This is a genomic window from Arthrobacter castelli DSM 16402 (assembly GCF_000430705.1).
Lineage (GTDB): Bacteria > Actinomycetota > Actinomycetes > Actinomycetales > Micrococcaceae > Arthrobacter_C > Arthrobacter_C castelli.
Window position 1 is genome coordinate 13,542 of sequence record NZ_KE387202.1, and the last position, 22,798, is coordinate 36,339.

Below are 22,798 nucleotides of genomic sequence, written 5' to 3' on the forward strand. Positions count from 1 at the left end.
TCAGCCTCCTTGGGATGGATTCAATGCCAACGGCGAAATGACGACGGCGGCAGGGTCGGTGTGGTGTTGCGAAGGGAGCGTGGAGCCGGGCAATGATGCCGCTGCTGCTCCATACGCCACGGCTTGCCGGAGCCGGTCTTGTGGATCGTGTCCGGCAATGCTGGCCAGCAGATAACCGGCCAGTGCGGAGTCGCCCGCGCCAACGGTGCTGCGGGCCTCGATGGGTGGATAGGTGCCGTGCAGCCACACGGTTTCGGAGGCAAGGATTGCGCCCTGCCGTCCCAATGTGGCCAGTACGGTCGAACAGCCTTGATCCAGCAGAGCGCGTGCTGCGGCGGCTGCCAGAGCCGGGTCGTTTTCCAGCTCGGCTTCCGTTGCGATGCCGGTCAGTTCGGCCAGTTCCTCAGCGTTGGGCTTGAGCAGCTCGGGTGCCAGTTCCCTGCCCGCGGACATCACTGCGCTGAGGGGGGCGCCGGATGAATCGACCGCGATGGATGGGCATGAAGCCCCAAACCGGCCCCTGGCCTCTCCGATGATGCGGGCGTAGAAGTCGTGGCGGACACCAGGGGGCAGGGAACCGGCGAGCACCAGCCACCGGGCACCTTCAGCCTCCTCAAGCAGCAGCTCTATCAGGCTGGACTGTTCGGCCTCGCTCAGTTCCGGGCCGGGTTCGTTGATTTTGGTGGTGGTTCCGTCCGGTTCGGTGACCGTGATGTTGCTGCGCAACGCCGCACCGATAGGAAGATTGGCAAAGCCGATACCGGCTTGCCGCAAGGCAGCCACCACGGGGTCGTCGTCGGTTCCGGGCAGCACTGCCATGGTGTCCGCCGCCGAGGTGGCCAAGGCGCGGCAGATGTTGACGCCCTTTCCGCCCGGATCCTGGCTGGCGGCCGCGGCCCGCTGTACCTGGCCCCGGCTCAAAGGTCCCGTCAGATCAATGGTCCGATCGAGGCTGGGGTTTGCTGTGAGGGTGACGATCATGCCGGAACCACCTCCGTTCCTGCCTCGCGCAGGGCGTCGGCCAGTGCACCTTCCGGTGCCGTATCGGTAATCAAGGCGTCGACGTCGTCGAGGGCGGCAAACCGGACCAGCGCTTCTTCTTCGAGCTTGGAGGCGTCGGCCAAAACCACCACCCTGCGGGCCGAACGAACAATGGCGGACTTGACCGCGGCTTCCTGGGCGTCCGGGGTGCTGAAACCGAAGCCGGGATGAACACCGTTGGTGCCGACAATGGCTATATCGGGCCGAAGGTTTTCCAGCTGCTTCACGGTTGCAGCTCCAACGGAGGCCCGTGTCAGTCCGCGGACCCGGCCCCCCAGCATTTCCAGTTCCAGGGCCGGGGAGTTGGAGAGCTTTGCTGCGATCGGGACGGCGTGGGTGATGACCAGCAGGTTGTCCTCGGGGCGCGGCGATTGCCAGTCCTGGAGCAGGTCGGCCAGCAGTTCGGTGGTGGTTCCGGCGTCGATCACTACGGAGCTGCCGGCCGGGATCAGGTCGACAGCCTTCCGGGCGATCCTCAGTTTCTGTTCGTGATGCTGGCTCTGGCGGCTGGTCAAGCTCTGTTCCCCGGTGCTTCGCTTGGCCGCCGCGACTGCCCCGCCATGGACCCTGCGCACGACCCCGTCAATTTCCAGGGCCGCCAGGTCCCGCCGGACGGTTTCCTGGGTGATGTTGAAGCGGTCAGCCAGTCCCGCCACGCTCACCCGGCCTTCGGCCGCCGCCAGATCGCCGATCTTCTCGTACCGCTCAGCCGCGAACATGGCCCTCCCTCCGTCGGTTGGATAACAGTGACCAGCATCACTTCAATGTTGGTTTAGTTGACTTTATATCTGGTTAGTTGGCTATGTCAATGCAAACACAGAAACAAACACAGATTCGGGAGCGGGGGTGGGGTTAGTCAGAGGTTCATGGCCGGCCGTCGTGCCCATGTTCGCGGTATGGGAAGATGCGGGTCCCGGCGTGTCGACGGAAGGTCGTGTCAGGCCACCGGTCCCGACAGTGTGGCTGCCGGTGGTGTCGTTGAATTATCCCACCGGCGCTGGCCCCTGCAGGTGGTGTATTCAGCCCAGCTTACTGGGGCGGTATTCGCTGCCTTCGGTATCAATCTCGTCACCGTCATCGTCCGCGGCATGCCGGCCCTCATGATGTTCCTCGTCATCCGTTCCGGCGGTTCCACGCCAGCGGGCGATCAGCGTCATGCCGTGGTAAATGATCAGTGCGGCTCCGGTGCCAAGGGCGATACCCTCGAACGTCAGCTCTCCGATCGCCCAGGTGAAGTTGCCAATGCCAACGACCAGTGAAACGGCCGCCGTCGTCAGGTTCACCGGATTGGAGAAATCAACCCGGTTCTGCACCCAGATCCGCACGCCGAGCACGCCGATCATGCCATACAGCACGGTCGCCGCGCCGCCCAGGACGCCTGCAGGCACGGTGGCGATCAGCGCCCCGAATTTGGGCGAGAAGCTGAGCAGCAGGGCGGTGATGGCGGCAACCCAGTACGCCGCCGTCGAATACACACGGGTGGCGGCCATGACGCCGATGTTCTCCGCGTACGTGGTGGTTCCCGAACCGCCGCCGGAGCCGGCCAGCACGGTGGCAAGGCCGTCGGCCATCAGGGCGCGGCCGGTCAGTGGATCCAGATTGCGGTTGGTCATCAGCGCCACGGACTTTACGTGCCCGATGTTTTCGGCCACCAGCACCAGCACCACAGGAATGAAGAGCCCGGCCACAGAGAGATGGAACTCCGGAGTCTGGAATGGGGGAAGTCCCACCCACTCGGCGTCCCTCATGGCCGAATAGTCCACTTGCCCCTGAAGCATCGCCACTACATAGCCGATGATGACGCCTGCGAGGATGGAGAGCCGCCCCAGGATCCCCTTGAACAGCACCGTGACCAGGATGATGGAGACCAGAGTGACCAGGGCCGTGATGGGCGCGGCGTTGAAGTTTTCCTTGGCCGATGGAACCAGGTTGAAGCCGATCAAGGCCACGATGGCGCCGGTGACGATCGGCGGCATCAAGAGCTGGAGCCAGCGGGTGCCGGCAAACTGGACGACGGCGCCGATCAGCCCGAGCACGGCACCGGCCATCACCACACCGCCCAGCGCTCCGGCCGGGCCGTACTGGCTGCTGGCCGCGGCAATGGGCGCGATGAATGCGAAACTCGAACCCAGGTAGCTGGGAATCCGGCCCGCTGTGATCAACAGGAAGCCGATCGTTCCAATCCCGGAGAAGAAGAGCGTGGTGGCCGGCGGGAAGCCGGTAATCAGCGGCACCAGGAACGTCGCACCGAACATGGCGACGACGTGCTGCACCCCAATGCCGATGGTGCGGAACCAGCTCAGTCGTTCCTGCGGGGCCACCACCTCGCCGGCGCGGATGGTCTTGCCATCACCGTGCACGGCCCACTTCATTCCCAGCATTCGGTGCCTCTCCTGTGTTCCCGGGCCTCTCCAGTTCAAAAACCCCCCGACAGCCTACCGGCCGAGGGGCCCCGCGCGAGCGAAGCGAGTGTGGGGAGGACGGGAGGCTGTCGGCCGAGCGGCGGTGACCGAAGTCACCGCTGCTTTTGGAAATGTCCTGACCGGCAGGATGTTGTCTCCTAAGGAGAGGCCCCATGGCCGCACGCCGAAGAAAGAGGTAACTGGATAATGACCGCTGAATTGACCGTTGATGAGACCCTCGCACTGGAACCTGCCGCCGTCGACCTGTTGTTCCGGCAGGCGCGCACCACCTCGAAGTTCACGGACGAGCCGGTGACCGAAGAGCAGAGGCGGGCGATCATGGAACTGGTCAAGATGGGTCCGACGGCGTTCAACAACCAGCCGCTGCGGGTTACCTTCGTCCAGTCTGACGAGGCGCGTGAACGGCTGGTGGCACATTTGGCAGGCGGCAATCAGGAGAAGACCCGCAAGGCTCCGTTGACGGCGATCCTCAGCTACGACTCCGAATGGCACGAGCACTTCCCCACCTTCAATCCGGTGGCTCCGCAGATGAAGTCGATGTTCGATGACGATGCCGAGAACCGCCACAAGATGGGCAACAACAACGCGAACCTGCAGGCAGGCTATTTCATCATGGCTGTGCGTTCGGTGGGCCTGGCGGCCGGGCCGATGAGCGGCTACGACGCCGCGGGCGTCGACGAAGAATTCTTCGCAGGGTCCAATACGCATTCGTTTATGCTGGTCAACATCGGGCGCGCCGCCGAAGGCGCCTGGGGTGAGCGGCTGCCCCGTTTCGATTATGACGACGTCGTCACGACCCTTTAGCCAACCACACGGCGGGGCGCGCCGCCCGCGTCTGCCATCGCCGGCGGTGCCGTCGTAAGATAGCTGTGGTCCGATGTAAAGGGGGATCACACATGCCTCAACAGGCAAGGGCACAAGCGACCCGTCAGTCCATAGTCGAAGGCGCCGCAAAGGTATTCCTGGACGTGGGGTACGCCAGAACCACTATCACCCAGGTGGCGGCTGTCTCGGGCGTCACCAAGGGAGCGTTGTATTTTCACTTCGATTCCAAGCAAGCCCTGGCCCGGGAAGTGATTGAGGAGAACCTGAGCGCGACAACTGCGATCGGGATGCGGGTCCTCGCCGGGGGACATCCGCCACTGGAATCGTTGGTGCGAATCAGCGTCGGCGTTGCCACCGAATTACTCGAAGACCCCATGACCCGCGCCGCCGTCCGGTTGAGCATGGAAGATTCGGACCTGCAATTCCGGGAGGATGTTCCCTACCTCCAATGGATCACCACCTGCGAAAGCCTCGTGCAGCAGTCCATCGACGAGGGAAGTGTGGTCGGCGACGTCGATGCGCCGGCGCTGGCGCGGTTCCTGGTGTCGGCACACACCGGCGTCGACACCGTTTCAGGCATTGTCGCCGATCGTGAAGATCTGCTGCAACGGCTTGAGGAAATGTGGCACATGATCCTGCCTGGCATAGTTCCGGCGGAGCAGCTCGACCAACATCGGGGCCTGCCCGCTTTATTCCGGCAACCGGAAGTCGGTACGCAATCGTGACCCAAGGGGCATATCCGCCCGAAACATACCGTCATGACGGTTTATTATGGTAGATTCAGGGTAACCTTACTTTCCTGGGGGCGCATGACGTGGGGGTGGTGTGAGGAATAGGTGAGTTGGTCCGGCGGTATCATGGATTCCGACCGGACCAACGACTTTAACCCGGACGTCACTTCCGCCCCCTGCGTCACGCTGTTTCCCTGGATCATTCGGTGCTTCGAATCACTCCGTCGACCAGTTTTTTGGCTTCGTCCTGTACCTGCTGCAGATGTTCCGGCCCCTTGAAGGACTCGGCGTAGATCTTGTACACGTCTTCGGTCCCGGACGGGCGGGCGGCGAACCAGGCGTTGTCCGTGGTGACCTTGAGACCGCCGACGGCGGCGCCGTTGCCCGGGGCCCGGGTCAACTTGCCGGTAATGTCCTCGCCGGCCAACGACCCGGCGGTCACCTGCTCCGCAGACAGTTTCCCCAGTGCCGCCTTCTGGTCGCGGGTGGCCGGTGCGTCAATCCTGGCGTAGGCCGGATCTCCAAACTGGTCGCTCAGCGACTGGTAGCGCTGCGACGGCGTCTGCCCGGTGACAGCCGTGATCTCTGAGGCCAGCAAGGCCAGCAGAATGCCGTCCTTATCCGTGGTCCAAACCCGGCCGTCCCGGCGCAGGAAGGACGCCCCTGCTGACTCTTCCCCGCCGAATGCGCCGGTCGAATCCAGCAGCCCAGGAACAAACCACTTGAAACCGACGGGGACCTCGACGAGTTGCCGTCCCAGCGCTGCGGCAACCCTGTCAATCATGGACGAGGACACTAATGTCTTGCCCACGCCGGCCGCCGCGGGCCAGTCCGGACGGTGGCGGTAGAGATAATCGATGGCAGCAGCGAGGTACTGATTGGGATTCATCAGCCCGGCATCGCCGGTGACGATGCCGTGGCGGTCCGCATCGGCGTCGTTGCCGGTGGCGATGTCGTATTCCGATGCCCTGGCGATCAGCGACGCCATCGCATCGGGCGAGGAACAGTCCATCCGGATTTTTTCGTCCCAGTCCAGGGTCATGAACGCCCACTGCGGGTCCACCTGTGGGTTGACCACCGTGAGGTTCAACCCGTGGCGCTCGCCGATCTCACCCCAGTAGTCGACACTGGCCCCGCCCAACGGATCGGCACCGATATGCAGGCCCGATGCGGTGATGGCCGACAGGTCCAGCACGGAGGGAAGATCGTCAACGTAATGCTCCAGGAAGTCGTAGCGGCCCAGGGATTCCGACTCCAGCGCCTGGGCCAACTGGATGCGCCGAACGCCGCGGAGGCCGTCTTCGAGGAGTTTGTTGGCGCGGTCGGCAATCCACCCGGTGGCATCCGAGTCAGCCGGACCCCCGTGCGGCGGGTTGTACTTGAAGCCGCCGTCCGAGGGCGGATTATGGCTGGGGGTGGCGACAATCCCGTCCGCCACGTCCGAGTGGGGCTCCGGCCCCCTGTTGTAGCGCAGGATGGCGTGCGAGAGCGCCGGTGTGGGGGTGAAGCCGTGGCGGGCGTCGGCCAGCACCCGGACGCCGTTTCCGGCCAGCACCTCAAGCGCGGTGTTCTGGGCCGGCTCGGACAGGGCGTGGGTGTCCTTGCCGATAAACAGCGGTCCGTCGATGCCCTGGCCCGCCCGGTACTCCACAATGGCCTGAGTGATCGCCGCAATATGTGCCTCGTTGAAGGAGGCCGTGGTGCTGGATCCGCGGTGCCCGGATGTGCCGAAGGCCACGCGCTGGGCCGGATCGTCCATCTGCGGCTTGATGTCATAGTACGCGTCCAGCAGGATCGTCAGGTCCACCAGGTCGCTGGGAAGGGCAGGGGTGCCGGCTCGACTAGTCATGGAACCAGCATGCCAGAGTCGACGACGCCGCGGCAGAAGCAGACGTGCACGGGGTTGCCGGGTCTTGGCCCGGCAACCCCGTGCGTCGGAGGAGATCTCTCGCGGCGGGTGGCGGTTTAGTGGACGCCGGTCATCAGCTTCTTGATCGGCTTCGCTCCCACTGCCAGCGCGACGGCCAGGATGATGGTCACCACGCCGATGGCCCCGAAGTACGGAATCTCGTTTTCGGGGTTATAGAAGCCGGCCAGCACGCCGGACATCGCCGTACCCAGTGACACGGATAGGTAGTTCAGCGCCACCATCTGGGTCTGGAAGACCCTGGGTGCGAGCTTGGTCGACAGCGACAGCCCCACCGGCGAGATCATCAGTTCCGCGACGGTGAACAGGAACAGGATCCCGATCATCGCCAGCAACGGTGTGCTGTTCGGTCCGCCACCGGCCAGCGGGATGAAGGCGAAAATGGCCAGCGCCATGACGGCCAGACCGATGGCGAACTTGGTGGGGGTGATGGGCTGCCGGGATCCGAGCTTGGTCCACACCATGGCAAAAATCGGAGCCAGGATGATGATGAATGCCGGATTGAAGGACGTCACCCATTCGATGGGCATTTGCCATCCAGCGATGGTCCGGTCCAGCCGCTTGTCCGCGTACAGCGTCACCACAGTGAACTGCTGCTGGAACAGCGAGAAGAACGCGGCACTGGCGATGAACATGGGAATGAACGAGTACACCCTCCGGCGTTCGGTGTGGTCGATTCCCTTGCTGCTGAGGATGACGACGAAGTAGATGACGGCTGCCACGATTGCCACGCCGGCGACGACGGAAGCGAGGTTTCCGGGATTCACCAGCCCGGTGAGCACGGACAACACGATGACGGCAATGCCGGCAATCGCAATCCCGATCATCATGGGGAACTTGTTCCTGGGCAGCGGATTGGCCACGCGATGGGACTCTTCGGGCAGGTTCTTGCGCGTGAGTGCGTACTGCAGCAAACCAATTGCCATGCCGACCGCGGCCAGACCGAAGGCAAAGTGGAAACCGAAGTTGTCGCGTGTCAGGCCGGTCAGCAACGGGCCGAACAGCCCGCCAATGTTGACGCCCATGTAGAAGATGGAGAAGCCGGCGTCACGGCGATCATCGTCAAGGGAGTACAAGGATCCGACGAGCGAGCTGGCGGTTGCTTTCAAACCGCCACTGCCGATGGCAACCAGGACCAGCCCGAGGGCCAGGCCGGGAATCCCGGGGACCAGGGACAGTGCGAGGTGGCCGCACATGATCATGATGGCGGTGTAGAACAGCACCCGTTCCGGGCCGAGCAGCCGGTCCGCCACCCAGGCACCGAGGATGGTGGACAGGTAGACGGTGCCGCCGTAGGCGCCGATGATGCCGGTCGCGATGCCTTCATCGATTCCGAGGCCGCCGTCGCTGACCTCGAAGTACATGTACAGCAGGACGACGACCTGCATGCCGTAGAAGGAGAAGCGCTCCCACAGTTCAACACTGAACAGATTGGCGAGCATGCCCGGCTGTCCCAGGAAGGACTTTCCGGACGGGTTCCTGTCGCTGGCAGCGGTATTACGCGGGGGTGGGGTGGGTTCCACTGGGGTAGTCACAGTCTGTCATACTCCCACCGGCACTTGTCCCGTGTCACATTCGGTGGTAATGGGATTAATCACACCAATATGGCTTCATTCCTCAAGCTGTGCGACGGTCGAGAGCAACTCTGCTTCACCACCCGGTCGTCCAATCAATTGGATCCCCATGGGCAGTCCGTCCGCGGTGTGCAGCGTTGGTGCGGTAATCGCGGGCAGCCCGATCACATTCACGAATGAACTGAACGGGCAGTACTGGCACTGCCGCTTGTAGTCTTCATCGGGATCCGATGTGTACCACCCCACGGGTCTGGGCGTCATGGCCAGCGCCGGGGTGAGGATCATGTCGTAGTCGGAAAACTGCCTGAGGGTTTCGGCCTCGAACCGTTTCAGCGTATTCACAGCACCAATGAATTCGGCAGCACCGCGCTTCATGGCCCGCTCCCGGTAGGTGCGGGTCAGGGGCATCAAGTCCGGTTCCCGGTCCTCGGCGATGGGAGCCGCGGCCACCATCGACGTCCAGGCTGTGGTGAAGGCTTCCGGGTAAGACCGGTCATAGTGGATGGGCGCCTCGACGACGTCGTGCCCCAGGGCGGTCAGCCGATCGATGCCGGTCTGCAGCGCAGCCATGGCTTCGGGGTCGACGTCGATGGGAAAGTGCCCCTCAAAGGGCGAGGCCAGACTGACTCCGATGCGGAAGCGTCCTTCGGCGCGGAGGGCCGCGGCCAGGAACGACGGCGGTGGTTCAGGCTGGGCCGCACCCGACGGTGAGATAGTTCGTGGCCTTCTCGGCACGCCCAGCGCCCGGTGATGTGGCGACTGCACCATCGCATCCAGCAGCACGCCCGCGTCGGCGGCCGTCCTGGCAAGCGGTCCGGCCACCCCGAATCCGGCAGCATCAGCCTGGCCGGAACCGGCCGGTACGCGCCCGCGGTTCGGTTTCAGGCCAATCAGGCCCGTTGCCGCAGCCGGGATACGGATGGAGCCGCCGGCGTCGGACGCGGGCCCAAACGGGAGCATCCGGGTCGCGACGGCGGCGGCACTGCCACCTGATGAGCCTCCGGCGCTGAGCGCCGTGTCGTAAGGGTTCCGCGCGGGCGGGGCGATGTTGTTCTCGCTGTAACTGGTTAATCCGAACTCCGGCACCTGCGTTTTTCCCAGGCTGATGGCACCCTGGTTCCGAAGCGCGGCAGCCAGGGGGCCGACACTGCCGACGAACTGCAGTCCGGTGGCGTCGCCGGCGGCCTGCAGTTCGTCGGCAGTGTCGGCCTCCTGCAAGGCGCGCCCGGCGCTGACGGAGATGAAGGCCCCATTGGAATCATTGAGGCTGTCGATTCGTTCCAAAAAGTGTGCCACGGCCTGTCGTGAACTGATCTCGCCGGAACGTATGGCGTCCCTGAGGTGCATAGCACTCAAGTCGTGAATCTGGGTTTCGCCCACCGCGGGGGCTCCTTTCCGCCGAGCAGGGTATCCGGTAGGTACAGGTGCCGCACCGAACGGTGGAGGAGACCGGGCGGTGTCATATTGCGACGGCGCACCTTTAGCCGTCAGTTGAAGCCTATAGGCTGGGGACAAGTAACCCCACGCCGTCGAAAAAAGGAGGACAGTCGCCATGGAATCCGTCCCCAGCATCAATGTCAACGAGTTGGGCGAACATCATACGATCCTCGATGTCCGCGAGCCCTACGAGTGGGAGACCGGCCACATTGACGGTGCGGTCCATATCCCCGTGGACCAGGTGCCGGAAAGGCTGGAGGAGCTGGACCCGGACGACGACGTCCACGTTGTCTGCCGCAGCGGAGGACGTTCCAGCCGCGTCACCCAGTGGCTGACCCACAACGGCTACAGCGCGGTCAATGTCTCCGGTGGCATGGGCGCCTGGATGGACGCGGAGAAACCGATGGTGTCCGAAACCGGTGAAGAACCCTACGTCAAATGAGCGGTTCGTCAGTTTCGAGCCCGGAGACCGCACCGCAGGCGCCGGTTTATACCTACCTGGGGCCGGAGGGGACATTCACCGAGGCTGCCTTGCTCCGCGTGCCGGGAGCCGACACCGCACGGCGCCTTCCGTCGTCGAGTGTCAACACGGCGCTGGAGCGGGTGCGCTCCGGTGAAGCGGCGGCCGCCATGGTCCCCATCGAAAACTCCGTTGAGGGGGGCGTCACCGCCACGCTTGACGCGATGGCCTATGGCCCGGAACTGCGTATTGTCCGCGAAGTGCTGGTTCCGATCAGTTTCGTGCTGGTCGCCCGGCCGGGGCTGGTGCTGGAGGATGTCGAGGTGATATCCACCCACGCCGTGGCCTGGGCACAATGCCGCGACTGGATCGACGCGCATATTCCACACGCGGAACACGTGCCGTCGTCGTCGACGGCGGCGGCCGCGCTGGGACTGGTCGGCGGGCACCCCGAGGCCCCGGCCTCGGGCGGCTACGATGCCGCCATCTGCTCGCATGTAGTGGCCGAACGGCATGGCCTGAACGTGATTGCCGACGGTGTGGAGGACAACACCGGTGCGGTGACACGTTTTGTGCTCGTCAGTACCCCGGGGCAGCTTCCCGAGCAGACCGGCCGTGACAAGACCACGCTGATGATACCGCTTCCCGAGGACCGCCCCGGTGCGCTGATGGAGATCCTTGACCAATTTGCCGCCCGCGGGGTCAACTTGAGCCGGATCGAGTCCCGGCCCACCGGGGAATTCCTCGGTGACTATTTCTTCAGTATCGACGCCGAAGGACACGCCCGGGACGCCCGGATGGTGGACGCGTTGACCGGACTGCACCGCATCAGTCCCTCGATCCGCTTCCTGGGGTCGTATGCCCGCGCCGACGGCAGGGCACCGTCCGTTCCCTGGCATCACCGGGATGCGGCGTTCCAGGCCGCCGGGTCCTGGGTGGAGTCGGTACTTCGCGGGCAACAATGAGGAAAGATTCGGCTCGTTGACCCCAGTCCGTGGTGGCTTTGTTAGGCTCTACTAATTCAAGCTAGTTCAAGCAATCTCAGCAGCGGAGAAAGGGGCCTCATGAGCGAGAATCCAGACAACGGCGAGGGTCGGATCGTAAACCCGCCGGAGGGGGACAATCCGGAAGGGGAGATCGTCAATCCGGGGATGGCCGCGGATCAGGCCGACGGCGGAGGAGACGCCGGCGACCAGGCCAACGATGTGCGGTTCGCCCAGGAAGAGTCTTTGATCGGCGAGCAGTCACAGGGCGTGTTCCCTGAAGAGGGCGGGTCGTCGCAGGAGCCGGGTGAGGAAGCCCCGGCGGATGGGGCCGGCACGGACGAGGGCGCCGCCGAGTCCACCGAGCCGGATGGCAGCGACGACCCCGCTCACGGCGGCGAATCAGCTTAGCCGCCCGGCGTCCGGTCCTCGATCGCACGGTCCTCCGTGGCCGGGTTTTTCAGGGCCGGGTTTTCCCTGGTCGGGTCTTCGACGGACTGGCCTTCGACGGACTGGCCTTCGACGGACTGGCCTTCGACGGACTGGCCTTCGACGACCGAGTGCAGCTGTTCCTGCTGCCGCCCGTCCGCGTCCTTGCGGTGCACCCGCACCGTAAGGGCGCACCGGGCCACCTGGACCGACAACGATTTCACCGGCCCCGACGGGTCCCCGTCGAGCTGGGTTTCCATCGGTTCCGTGCAGTGGAGGGTGATTTCCTTCGCACGGTAGAAGGTGATCGACGGTGAGGGGCGCCGCGGTTTGAAGAGCACTTTCCCCGCCATCGCCAGCCAGCCGAGGGCGCTGCGCGGGCTCATCACGACCACGTCCATGATCCCGTCGTCGATCACGGCACTGGGGATGAAGTCGATCCCGCCGGGAAGCAACCCGCAATTTCCAAAGAGCACGCTGCGCACCCTACGGTTCTGCTCCGGTTCGTCGTCGAGGGCGATACCTACCTTGGTGCGGCGCCCGGGCAGGTGGCGCACTCCCGATTCGCCATAGGCGAGCCAGCCCATATTCTTCTTCAGGTCGTCGCGGGTTCCTGAGATCATTTTGGCGTCGAACCCAATGCCCGCCATCACTAGGAACGTGTGCTTGGTGACTTCGCCGGTGTCGGCGTTTTCGAGCTCGATCAAGCCGGTGTCGATAGTGCGTTCGTCGCCAAACAGTGCAGCGGCGATACTTCCGTCCAGATCGGAAATGTTCATTTCGAGATTGCGGGCCAGCAGGTTTCCGGTGCCCAGCGGCACCAGTCCCAGGTTGACGTCCGTTCCAGTCAGGCCTTCGGCGACCACCCGGACCGTGCCATCGCCCCCACAGGCGAGGACGACGTCGGCACCCATCTTCAGAGCCTCGGCCGTCATGGCTGCCCCGGGGTCGTCCACGGTGGTCTCCAGGAACACCGGTTCGGGCCAGCCGGCCAGCTTGCACTCGGCCTTGATGATCTTCCGCGCCCTGTCGGCGTTGGTCTTCACCGGATTTATGACGACGGCGACTCGTTGTTCCCCGCGCCCCGAAGACGAGGCGTTAATCGGAGAGCGGGGCTCAGGGTCCGGGTCGTGAAGCTTCCGCACGCCATACCAACTGGCGAGACCGATGATAATAATGACGCCGATGATCAGCGCGGGAATCCAAGTGTCCATGGTGCATCCACCATAACCGTCCTTTCCTGATGGCCAGCTGTGAACGGCTGCTCTGCTGCGGCTGCTGCCTGTGCCGCTTCCCGTTGCCGGACGGACCTGGGCCGTCCCGGGCTGTCCCGGGCTGTCCGGCGGCGAAATGCGCCGGCCGTTCGGTAGTCTTGAACGGTGATCGACGTAAATGCACTCCGCGAGAACCCTGAACCCTTCCGCGCCTCACAACGCGCCCGGCAGGCCGACGAGTCGATTATCGATTCGATCATTGCCGCCGATTCGACCCGCCGTTCGGCCCTGAGCAGGTTTGAGTCGCTGCGGGCTGAACAGAATGCGTTTGGCAAGAAAGTTGCCGCCGCCACGGGCGACGAAAAGCAGTCACTGCTGGCCGAGGTCAAGGAACTCGCAGCGGCCGTGAAGTCCGCCCAGGCCGAATCCGAAGACGCCAAGGCCGAACAGGACCGGCTGGTCCGGCAGGTGGCCAACCTCATCGAGCCCGGTGTGCCCTCAGGCGGCGAGGACGACTTCGAGGTGCTGCGCCACGTGGGCCGGCCGCGGGACTTCAGCGCCGAGGGGTTCGAGCCCAAAGACCATTTGGAGCTAGGCGAACTGACCGGCGGTATCGACATGGAACGCGGCGCCAAGGTCTCCGGCGCCCGCTTCTACTTCCTCAAGGGCATGGTGGCCCGGCTGGAGCTTGCGCTGCTGCGCCTGGCCATGGATGAGGCAATTTCCCACGGGTTCACCCCGATGATCACCCCGACCCTGGTACGTCCGGAAACGATGGCCGGCACCGGCTTCCTCGGTGAACATTCGGACGAGATCTACCATCTGGAAGAAGATGACCTCTATCTGGTCGGCACGTCCGAGGTGGCCCTGGCCGGATATCATGGCGACGAAATCCTGGACATGTCGGACGGCCCTACTCGGTACGCAGGCTGGTCGTCCTGCTACCGCCGCGAGGCCGGTTCGCATGGAAAGGACACCCGGGGCATTATCCGCGTCCACCAGTTCAACAAGGTGGAAATGTTCTCCTACGTGCGGGTCGAGGACGCCGACGCCGAGCATCAGCGGATGCTCGCGTGGGAGGAAGAGATGCTGGCCAAGATGGAATTGTCCTACCGGGTCATTCAAACTGCCGCCGGCGACCTGGGAACCTCCGCAGCCCGCAAGTACGACTGCGAGGCCTGGATCCCGACCCAGGATGCTTACCGGGAGCTGACCTCAACGTCGAACTGCACCACCTTCCAGGCCAGGCGGTTGAACATCCGCGAACGGACCCCCGCCGCTGATGGCGCCGCCGGAGGCCGCACCCGCCCGGTTGCCACGTTGAACGGCACCATGGCCACCACACGCTGGCTGGTCGCCCTGCTGGAGAACCACCAGCAGAGCGACGGTTCGGTGCGAATTCCCGCCGCTTTGCAGCCGTATATGGGAGCTGCGGACGTGATCGACGTCCAGTGACCCCGCCCATGATGTGAGCAACGTCCTATCGTCGGGGGCATTGGTTCTGGTTGACTGGATGCATGACAACAGAAATAAAGGCAGGCATCGACGACCTGCAGAAGAATCAGAAAACGGGGGCAACAGCCCGAGTGGCCGGTAAAGAAAAGCAGCTTGTGGCCCTGGACGTGGACGGCACATTGGTCGACCACGAAGGCCAGATGAGCGAGGCTGTCCGGCAGGCGGCGCAGGCGGTGGTCGACGCCGGACATGACGTCATGATCGCAACCGGCCGTTCGTTGAACGCCACGCTGCCGATCGCGCAGAAGATCGGCATGCGCCGCGGATACTGCGTGTGTTCGAACGGCGGCGTCATGCTGCGAGTGGACACCGATCTGCCCGACGGCTACAAAATTCTTAACCGTGTCACGTTCGATCCTAAGCCGGCGCTGCTGGCGCTGAGGGAAAAACTTCCCACCGCCAAGTACGCGCTCGAGGACGACCAAGGTGACTTCTTATCCACGGAACGCTTCCAGGACGCCAGTTTCGGGCTGGAAGCGCAAGCTGTCGACTTCAACAGGATGCTGGAGGCAACAGCTGTCCGCGTCGTTGTGTTCAGCGCTGAAACCAATCCGAACGACTTCGCCACCGCGATCGAGTCGGTCGGCCTGCACGGGGTCACCTACTCGGTCGGCTGGACGTCGTGGCTGGACATCGCGGCCGCGGGCGTGACGAAAGCCAGCGCCCTGGAAGATCTGCGGCAGGAACTGGACGTCGATCCTTCCGTCACAGTGGCCGTCGGCGATGGCCGCAACGATATCGAAATGATCAGCTGGGCTGCCCGCGGCGTGGCCATGGGGCAGGCACCTGCCGAAGTCGTCGACGTCGCCAGCGAAGTGACCGCATCGGTGTACGACGACGGTGCGGCCAGCGTGCTGCGCAGCCTGCTGTAGGCACGTCAGGATAGCGCAGGCGGGCGCAGGCAGCAGTCCGCAGTCTGCGGGTCAGTCACCCTGACGGAACCGGGGTTGTCGTCAGGGTACTAATCCCGGACTGTCGTCCGCCCGGACCGTGCGTTGGTTGCCCAGCAGGGCCAGTAATCGGGAAGCGGCCGGTCGCGCGGCCCACTCCTCCTGCCACAGCGACCGCACCACTGCCTTGCTGACCGCCTGCGGGGTGATCCCCAGTTCGGCAGCCACTGCCTTTTGCTGGCCCCTCACCCCGGGGATCATCAGGTCGACGACGCTCCATTCCGACTGCGAGCGAACGGCCACAATCCGGCCCAGCAGCCGCAGCACCGCCTCCGCCTCCGCCGCAAGGTCGCGCTCCAGGCCTTCAACGGCCAGCGGCACCTGGTCGTGGATCTTCAACGCGCGCTCGGCCGCCTGCCGGGAGTACACCATGCCGTACCCGGATGCGTCGGTGATTTCCTCCGGCACAGGGTCGTCGATGCGCCCGACGCCAATACCGATTGACCACGAGCCGCCGCGCAGCGCCGAAAGGGCGGCCGACACGGCGTCGCCGGCGTCGACAGTGACGCCTTGCACTTCGTCACTGACGGAACGCTGGAATTCGATGACGGTGGGGATATCGCGCAGCTGGCGCACCAATTGCGGCACCATGTCGCCCACGTCGCGCGAATTGCGCTGATCCATGGTGACGACATACATAGCACCAGTATCTCCGCCGAGGGCGAAAAAACAACCGATTTGGGTTGTTCAGGCGCGTTGGAATGCTTTTGAGGAACCCACGTACCCGGGCCTTTGCACTCAGCGGGCCAGGCATCGCCTTCCAATGGTCAGTTTCAGCCGGACAGGCAAGTCTGGTTCCGGCGCGAATTGGCTTCTCGGCGCGATACTGGTGGAAATTGTCCAGTCGAGCGCGCAGCCGAGTTCCGGCGCCCCCAGCGAGTGTCGGCGGGCCCGAGCGTCATGATGGGCACCTTCGCCGTTACCCGTTTCCGGTGATGACCGCCTGCAGCCGGGAGAGCATGGTTTCACGTGAGACGGGGGCGACCCCGTACGTCATCTGCCCGTCTGAATCCTCCACCTTCAGCCCGTGCACCACGCCGGTTGCGGCATAGAAGGTGGCATTGGCGATGGTTTCGCTGTCCTGGCTCATTCCTGTCACCACGGTGACGGCCCGGGTATCGGCGAGGAGGTCGGAGGCCTGCTCTTCGAACTCCTGCTGGGTCAGCTCGCGGGGGTCGCCGTCCTCGTCGGCCTGCTCCGCGGGGTCGGCCAGCAGTGCCAGCCGCCCGGCAAACTCTTCGACGGGGTAGACGCTGAAGGCGTGGATACCGCTGTCGTTGACCTCTTCCTCCAGGATGACGTCGGCGTGGACATACCCGTAGAGCCAATACTTGCCATTGCCGGTGGTCCGTTCGGCCGTGATCAGGCGCTGCCCGGTCCGGCGCAGGGTGATGACACCGGTGATGCTCTCGTTGGCGTTCAACCTGGTGGGCTCGGTGTCACCTTCCTGGGTGACGGGGAAGGCCAGTCCCTTGACCAGCAGCGACCGCAGTGCCACGTTTCCAGCCAGTTGGATGTTGTCCTTGTGCTCGTCCAGGAACGGCAGGGCAACAATCTGGTCGCGTTCGATACCGTCGAGGGCGACGATCTCCTCATCCGTCAGGGTCGGAAGTCCCTGGTCTTCGTTGCCGCTGAGGGCCAGCACGCCGTTGGCGGCTTCGACGTCCCGCTCCGTCCATTCGATGGGGTTATCGCTCATGAGAACCTCCAGTGGTTCCAATCGGGTCAGTAGTCAATTGCTTGCGCAGGGGGCCGGAACGACGCCGGCGGAGGGGGCAGGAACGGAGGCGTGTCAGTTGCTGCCCTGGGCGTCGAAACGGTTGAAGGAAGCCTCCACCTCGGCCTCAGCGGCTGCCCGGCCTTCCCAATCGGCGGCTTCGACCCACTTGCCCGGTTCCAGGTCTTTATAGGTGGTAAAGAAGTGCTTGATCTCATCGAGCACGAAGTCCGAGACATCCGACAGTTCCTGGATGTGGTCAAAGCGGGGGTCGACCGGAACGGTGAGGATCTTGGCGTCCCCGCCGCCGTCGTCGGTCATGTTGAACACGCCGATCGGGCGGACTTCAGCCACCACGCCGGGGACAATGTCGACGTCGAGGAGCATCAGGGCGTCCAGCGGGTCGTCGTCTTCGCCGAGGCTGTTTTCGATGTAGCCGTAGTGGGCGGGGTACTGCATGGAGGTGAACAGGATGCGGTCCAGCCGCAGTCGATGGGTCTCGTGGTCGATTTCGTACTTGACCTTCGACCCCTTGGGGATTTCCACAGTGATGTCGAACTTCATCTTATCGCTCCTAAACGGATTGCGGGCAGCAGAATTTGCGTCGGTGCGGCATTTGCGGGCTCCGGCACACACCTCTGGTATCCAAGATATAGTGCCAAGGTGTCGATTGAGCACACGAGGGACGCCGCAGAGGAAATTATGACCGCAGCTACGCTCCAGACCGGGGCATAATGCGCCGCAGCGGGAGAATTCTCACAGCTGCGCTGCTGGCGTTGGTGCTCGCCGCGTTGGCTGTCCCGCTGGGACTCTACTTGGCGCCGGCATTGATCGACGCGTCCGCTCCCACCGCCGACGACGTCAAAACCCGGCCACCGGCGACGGATCCTGGCCCGGATTCGGTGGCGGACATGACGTCAGTGACGGGGCTGGACAGATCCGCGCCGATGCCGGACCCGCAAGTGCTCTCCAAACGGCTTGAGACAGCCTTGACGACGGCGGGGCCGGGCGGCTTCACTGGCGTCGTAGTCGATGCCTTGAGTGGAAAGGCGCTATATGACGACGGCGGCAAGCAACCGAGGGTGCCGGCGTCGAACACTAAGCTGCTCACCGCCGTCACCGCCCTCGATGCGCTGGGCGCCGACCGCCGGTTCACCACCCGAGTGGTGGAGGGGAAGAAGCCAGGGCAGATCGTCCTCGTGGGCGGGGGCGACGTGCTGCTGGCTGCCGGGGCATCGTCCCCCGGCGATGTGATGGGCCATGCCGGGCTGCGGACACTGGCCAGGCAGACGGCCAAATCGCTGAAGCAGCAGGGCGTGAGCGGCGAGGTGACTGTGAGCGTCGACGATTCCCTGTTCACCGGAAAGCCTGCCCGCGCCGTTTGGCCTCAGGGCGATCTGGCGACCGGACAGGTGGCTCCGATCTTCCCGATGGCCATGTACTCGGGCCGGTTTTCGCCCGGCCAGCGGTACGGAAACCGCCCGCAGGACTCGGCGTTGCATGTCGGCAGAGTCTTCGCCGCGGCGCTGCAGCAGGCCGCGGATCGGCAGGGTGCGGATCACAAGCCGGGTCAGCAGGCCGGAGATGAGCAGCAGGCGGATCACAAGGCGGATCAGCAGAGCGGATCCGCCGTCATCAAGGTGTCGGACGGAGTCGGTCGAGCCGAGGCAGCGGCCAAGGCCAAGCCGCTGGCAGCGGTTCAGTCGGCAACTGTTGCCGAACAGGTGCAACTGATGCTGGAAACCTCCGATAACTACCTCGCCGAAGCTCTCGGTCGGATGGCTGCCCGCGCGAACGGACTCGAAGCGTCCTTCGCAGGTTCCACCCGCAATATCGTCAAGACCATCTCCCGGCTGGGGATCGAGACGGATTCGCTCAGGCTTGAGGACTCCTGCGGGCTGTCCAGCGAAAACCGCATCAGCACTTCACAGATTGCCGCGGTGCTGCGGCTGATGGTCAAGACCGAGGATCCCGATCTCGCCGCCGCCCGCAACGGGCTGCCGGTGGCGGGATTGAACGGGACGCTCGAGGAGCGCTACCAGAAAGATACGCAGAGGGCGGCCGGGTTGGTCCGGGCCAAGACGGGGACACTCAACGAGGTAATGGCGCTGTCCGGCTACGCGGTGACGGCGAAGGGCCGGTTGCTGGTTTTCTCCTTTATCGGCAACGAGCTGGGACACATCAATCCGGCCAACGAACGCGCCCTGGACACCGCGGCAGCGGTCCTGGCCGGCTGCGGTTGCCGCAACGCAGCCGGTGGATGAGGTGTCTCCGCAGTTGGTCCGGGTGCTCCGACCGGCAGGCACGCCGGCGAAGCAGGAACAGCGAGGTCGGACCGGTTTCGGGATCCCGGTGTGTGATCCGGCGGACTCTGTGTGATCTGATGGATTTCATGGATGCCAATAAGCCCCCGAAGACCCCAAGCCTCGTGAACTGGGAGCTGGCGGCAAGCACCGCCGCCAGATTGACCCCGGCCGGACCTCGGATGCCGCACGCGGAGATCACCGGTGTGGTGGCCAACCTGCGGGAGCTTGCCGACGAATCAGTGGGGCACGTGCACCGCATCACCGGGCTGGATGCCGCCCGGGACCTGCGGGACTCTGAGCTGCTGGTGGTGGACCGGGCCTCCTGGGCGAAGGCGAGCACTCAAAGCTTCCGCTCACTGCTGCAGCCCACATTGGATGAACTTGCCCGCACTCGCGCCGATCAGCTCAACGCCGCCACCGCTGCGCTGGGAGGGACTGTGACCGGCGCCCAGATGGGGGCCATACTGGCGTTCCTGTCCAGCAAGGTGCTTGGCCAATACGATCCCTTTGCCGAGTCCTCGGCCGGCCGGCTGCTGCTGGTGGCTCCCAACATCGTCTCCGTGCAGCAGGAGCTGAACGTGGACCCGCAGGATTTCCGGCTGTGGGTGTGCCTGCACGAACAGACGCACCGGGTGCAGTTTGCCGCCGCGCCCTGGCTCAAGGACCACATGCGCGAACAGATCGGCCGGCTCAGCTCCGGGCTGATGGACAAGGCGGACTCCCTCGCGGAGCGGATTGGTGCAGCGGCCCGGAACCTCGGCCGGTCTGCAAAATCCGTCAGCGCCGGCGACGACGGGCAGCAGGACGGCCCGGATGCAGGACAGGACGGACAGGGCAATCCGGGAGGTGTGCTTTCGGTGATCCAGGATCCTGAGGACCAAGCCATCCTGTCCCACCTGACCGCAGTGATGAGCCTGCTCGAAGGCCATGCCAATGTGGTGATGGACGCCGTCGGCCCCGACATTGTCCCCACAGTGAAGACGATCCGGCAACGCTTCAATGCCCGGGGCAAAAGCCGCGGCGCGCTGGAGAAGTGGATCCGCCACCTGCTGGGCCTGGACGCCAAGATGCGGCAGTACAGTGACGGTTCACGCTTTGTTCGTGCCGTCGTCGACAAGGTCGGAATGGAAGGGTTCAACCGGGTCTGGGAGAGCCCTGACTGCCTGCCGACCGAAGAGGAAATCCACGACTCCTCGCTGTGGATTGCCCGTATGGGGCTTTAGCCATGGGTACCGCGCCCGGGTATCGCCCGCGCCTTGCACCCGTGGTGGGAAGGGGACGCCAGGCCGTCAAAACTGCTCTCGGCCTGGGGACCGACCAAGGCGCGCAGCTCGGCATTCCGGTGGTCGACCAAGCGAGCTCCAGCGAGCGCGCGTCGGTGGTCGACCAAGGCGCGCAGCGCGGCGGGGCGGTGGTCGACCAAGGCGCTCAGCGCCGCGCGGAGACCCCCGTCCTGGTGGCCTGCAGCGGGGGCCCCGACTCCTTGGCCCTGGCGGTCGTCACCGCCTTCTTCGCCAGGCGCGGCGACATCGCGGCGGGCGCCGTCGTCGTCGACCACGGCCTGCAGCGGGGCAGCGCATCCGTTGCCGCAGAAACTGCACGGGTGCTGACCGGTATGGGCCTGGAACCGGTTGAGATCATGACCGTGACCGTGTCCGACGACGGCTCCGGCCCCGAAGCGTCCGCGAGACAAGCCAGGTACCAGGCCCTGGAGGAAGCCGCGGCACGGCACGACGCGTCCTCCGTGCTGCTTGGGCACACCCTCGATGACCAGGCCGAAAGCGTATTGCTCGGGCTGGCTCGTGGATCGGGCACCCGGTCGTTGTCCGGTATGCAGTTCCGCCGCGGCCGCTATCTGCGCCCGTTGCTTGGGCTGCGCCGGGCCGATACCGAAGCGATCTGCGCGGCGGAGGGATTGACGCCGTGGCACGATCCCACCAACTCGGATCCGGCCTATCTGCGCTCGCGAGTGCGCGCTGAGGTGCTGCCCCTGCTGGAAGAGAAGCTGGGCCCGGGCATTGCCGAATCGCTCTATCGCTCCGCGCAGATCCTGGGCGAAGACGCGGACTTCCTGGAGGCGGAGGCGGCCCGGATCTATGCGGAGCTTGCCGACGTCGAACCCGGCCATGTCAGTTTGCCGGAGGAGAAGCTTCGCTCACTCGCTCCGGCCCTGCGGCACCGGGTGCTCGCCCTGGCCGCCGTCGAGGTCGGGGCCGAACAACCATCGAGGGAGCGGATCGAGTCTGTGGCGGCGCTGCTGCGGCGCCGGGGATCGGCCGGGCCGGTGCAACTGGCCGGAAAAGTGGAGGTGCACCGGCAGGTTTTTGGCCACGATGTTCCTCCAGCGAAGCGTGGTTATGGCAGTCTTGTCTTTACGGCCAAACGTTGAGCCCCGGAGGCGCGGGCGGCCATCGCAACCAACACTTGAAAACCCGGGAGTATTCGTGGAGTCACACGACGTTCAGGACGACCTCAAGCACGTCCTGTACAGCAAGGAAGAAATCCAGCAGCGGGTGGCTGAACTCGCCGCGCAAATCGACGAAGATTACAAAGACCGCGACCTGCTGATTGTCGGTGTGCTCAAGGGCGCCGTGATGATCATGGCCGACCTGGCGCGGGCGCTGCACAGCCACGTGACAATGGACTGGATGGCGGTTTCCTCCTACGGCTCCGGAACCCAGTCCTCCGGCGTGGTGCGGATCCTCAAGGACCTCGACACGGACCTGAGCGGCAAGAACGTGCTGATTGTCGAGGACATCATCGACTCCGGCCTGACCCTGTCCTGGCTGAAGAAGAACCTGTACTCCCGCGGGCCGGCCTCCGTGGAAATCTGCACGCTGCTGCGGAAACCGGACGCGGCCAAGGTGACAATGGATGTGAAGTACGTCGGCTTCGACATCCCGAACGAGTTTGTCGTCGGCTACGGACTGGACTTCGCCGAGAGGTACCGGAACCTGGATTTCGTGGGGACGCTGGCGCCGCACATTTACGAGTAGCGGCCGTCCCGCCCCGGCGCGGGACCAGTGCTGCAGGGCGCGCGGCGTTCGGGCCGGGAGTAAAACGGGCACTTCCAAGTGCAAAGGGGCCGATTTCGGCGTAACTTACTCCCCGACGGAACGCCGGTCGTGTCGCCGGTCGAACACCTCTGTACGCCCAGAGGGAACTTTTAGCGTCGAGTATGCGTGCATAATGAGGAACGGTGTATAGCTAGATGCGTACTTGTGAGCGCTTGTGCGCAGTTTAACCAGGAGGGACGGGGTCACGGC

At 64.6% G+C, this 22,798-nt stretch carries 21 protein-coding genes; 11 read left to right on the top strand and 10 right to left on the bottom strand.

Translation table 11 applies throughout. The features are described from left to right. The 3 genes from H535_RS0122340 to H535_RS27430 all read right to left on the bottom strand — a co-directional run bounded on the left by H535_RS0122340 (position 1) and on the right by H535_RS27430 (position 3,422). Entirely contained in the window at positions 1–981 is a 981-nt protein-coding gene (locus H535_RS0122340) for a 1-phosphofructokinase family hexose kinase (RefSeq protein WP_026821285.1), read from the bottom strand. Further along, on the bottom strand, positions 978–1,760 hold the full coding sequence (locus H535_RS0122345) for a DeoR/GlpR family DNA-binding transcription regulator (protein ID WP_026821286.1): 783 nt from the start codon (positions 1,758–1,760) through the stop codon (positions 978–980). The genes H535_RS0122340 and H535_RS0122345 overlap by 4 nt, the downstream gene beginning before the upstream one ends. A 300-nt stretch (positions 1,761–2,060) precedes the next feature. Beyond that, positions 2,061–3,422 carry a uracil-xanthine permease family protein gene (locus H535_RS27430; protein WP_081416899.1) on the bottom strand — a complete coding sequence of 454 codons (1,362 nt, stop codon included), beginning with the start codon at positions 3,420–3,422 and terminating at the stop codon, positions 2,061–2,063. A gap of 228 nt (positions 3,423–3,650) precedes the next feature. On the opposite strand from H535_RS27430, the gene H535_RS0122355 reads away from it, so the two are divergent. Beyond that, complete coding sequence (locus H535_RS0122355) at positions 3,651–4,268, top strand: malonic semialdehyde reductase (RefSeq protein WP_026821287.1); 618 nt, start codon at positions 3,651–3,653, stop codon at positions 4,266–4,268. 92 nt (positions 4,269–4,360) lie between these two features. Then, positions 4,361–5,014, top strand: coding sequence for a ScbR family autoregulator-binding transcription factor (locus tag H535_RS0122360; RefSeq protein WP_026821288.1), 654 nt, complete (start codon positions 4,361–4,363; stop codon positions 5,012–5,014). Between the two features lie 205 nt (positions 5,015–5,219). On the opposite strand, the gene pgm is transcribed toward H535_RS0122360, so the two are convergent. The 3 genes from pgm to H535_RS0122375 form a co-directional block, all read right to left on the bottom strand. After that, on the bottom strand, positions 5,220–6,869 hold the full coding sequence (pgm, locus tag H535_RS0122365) for a phosphoglucomutase (alpha-D-glucose-1,6-bisphosphate-dependent) (protein WP_026821289.1): 1,650 nt from the start codon (positions 6,867–6,869) through the stop codon (positions 5,220–5,222). A 116-nt stretch (positions 6,870–6,985) separates the two neighbouring features. Next, a complete protein-coding gene (locus H535_RS0122370) occupies positions 6,986–8,482 on the bottom strand; it encodes a peptide MFS transporter (RefSeq protein ID WP_081416900.1) in 1,497 nt (498 codons plus the stop codon). Positions 8,483–8,557: 75 nt separating this feature from the next. Continuing rightward, the gene (locus H535_RS0122375) at positions 8,558–9,901 is read right to left on the bottom strand and encodes an amidase (protein ID WP_026821291.1); all 1,344 of its coding nucleotides are present in this window, start codon (positions 9,899–9,901) and stop codon (positions 8,558–8,560) included. 172 nt (positions 9,902–10,073) lie between these two features. Between H535_RS0122375 and H535_RS0122380 the strand changes: the two genes are divergently transcribed. From H535_RS0122380 to H535_RS27435, 3 genes are all read left to right on the top strand, one after another. Continuing rightward, a complete protein-coding gene (locus H535_RS0122380) occupies positions 10,074–10,400 on the top strand; it encodes a rhodanese-like domain-containing protein (protein WP_026821292.1) in 327 nt (108 codons plus the stop codon). Continuing rightward, positions 10,397–11,383 (top strand): prephenate dehydratase, encoded by a 987-nt coding sequence (gene pheA / locus H535_RS0122385; protein ID WP_051299677.1) that lies wholly within the window; start codon positions 10,397–10,399, stop codon positions 11,381–11,383. The genes H535_RS0122380 and pheA overlap by 4 nt, the downstream gene beginning before the upstream one ends. Before the next feature lie 99 nt (positions 11,384–11,482). Then, the gene (locus H535_RS27435; RefSeq protein WP_035770640.1) at positions 11,483–11,812 is read left to right on the top strand and encodes an SET domain-containing protein; all 330 of its coding nucleotides are present in this window, start codon (positions 11,483–11,485) and stop codon (positions 11,810–11,812) included. On the opposite strand, the gene H535_RS27440 is transcribed toward H535_RS27435, so the two are convergent. Then, on the bottom strand, positions 11,809–13,044 hold the full coding sequence (locus H535_RS27440) for a diacylglycerol kinase family protein (protein WP_081416901.1): 1,236 nt from the start codon (positions 13,042–13,044) through the stop codon (positions 11,809–11,811). The two genes, H535_RS27435 and H535_RS27440, sit on opposite strands and share 4 nt — an antisense overlap. A 165-nt stretch (positions 13,045–13,209) precedes the next feature. Here H535_RS27440 and serS point away from each other — a divergent pair, with 165 nt between their 5' ends. Next, entirely contained in the window at positions 13,210–14,499 is a 1,290-nt protein-coding gene (gene serS / locus H535_RS0122400) for a serine--tRNA ligase (protein ID WP_026821294.1), read from the top strand. A 62-nt stretch (positions 14,500–14,561) separates the two neighbouring features. Continuing rightward, entirely contained in the window at positions 14,562–15,431 is an 870-nt protein-coding gene (locus tag H535_RS0122405; protein WP_035770642.1) for an HAD family hydrolase, read from the top strand. A gap of 81 nt (positions 15,432–15,512) precedes the next feature. Here the strand turns inward: H535_RS0122405 and H535_RS0122410 are convergent, their stop codons facing one another. From H535_RS0122410 to H535_RS0122420, 3 genes are all read right to left on the bottom strand, one after another. Beyond that, positions 15,513–16,148 carry a hypothetical protein gene (locus H535_RS0122410; protein WP_026821296.1) on the bottom strand — a complete coding sequence of 212 codons (636 nt, stop codon included), beginning with the start codon at positions 16,146–16,148 and terminating at the stop codon, positions 15,513–15,515. Positions 16,149–16,428: 280 nt separating this feature from the next. After that, a complete protein-coding gene (locus H535_RS27445; RefSeq protein ID WP_051299678.1) occupies positions 16,429–17,208 on the bottom strand; it encodes a hypothetical protein in 780 nt (259 codons plus the stop codon). Between the two features lie 93 nt (positions 17,209–17,301). After that, the gene (locus H535_RS0122420; protein ID WP_026821297.1) at positions 17,302–17,790 is read right to left on the bottom strand and encodes an inorganic diphosphatase; all 489 of its coding nucleotides are present in this window, start codon (positions 17,788–17,790) and stop codon (positions 17,302–17,304) included. A gap of 170 nt (positions 17,791–17,960) precedes the next feature. On the opposite strand from H535_RS0122420, the gene dacB reads away from it, so the two are divergent. The 4 genes from dacB (at position 17,961) to hpt (ending at position 22,528) form a co-directional block, all read left to right on the top strand. Further along, complete coding sequence (dacB, locus tag H535_RS27450; protein WP_035770645.1) at positions 17,961–19,490, top strand: D-alanyl-D-alanine carboxypeptidase/D-alanyl-D-alanine endopeptidase; 1,530 nt, start codon at positions 17,961–17,963, stop codon at positions 19,488–19,490. A 119-nt stretch (positions 19,491–19,609) separates the two neighbouring features. Further along, complete coding sequence (locus tag H535_RS0122430) at positions 19,610–20,755, top strand: zinc-dependent metalloprotease (RefSeq protein ID WP_051299679.1); 1,146 nt, start codon at positions 19,610–19,612, stop codon at positions 20,753–20,755. A 2-nt stretch (positions 20,756–20,757) separates the two neighbouring features. Beyond that, the gene (gene tilS, locus H535_RS27455; protein ID WP_051299680.1) at positions 20,758–21,921 is read left to right on the top strand and encodes a tRNA lysidine(34) synthetase TilS; all 1,164 of its coding nucleotides are present in this window, start codon (positions 20,758–20,760) and stop codon (positions 21,919–21,921) included. A gap of 55 nt (positions 21,922–21,976) precedes the next feature. Beyond that, positions 21,977–22,528 (top strand): hypoxanthine phosphoribosyltransferase, encoded by a 552-nt coding sequence (hpt, locus tag H535_RS0122440; protein ID WP_026821299.1) that lies wholly within the window; start codon positions 21,977–21,979, stop codon positions 22,526–22,528. Positions 22,529–22,798: the final 270 nt, after the last annotated feature.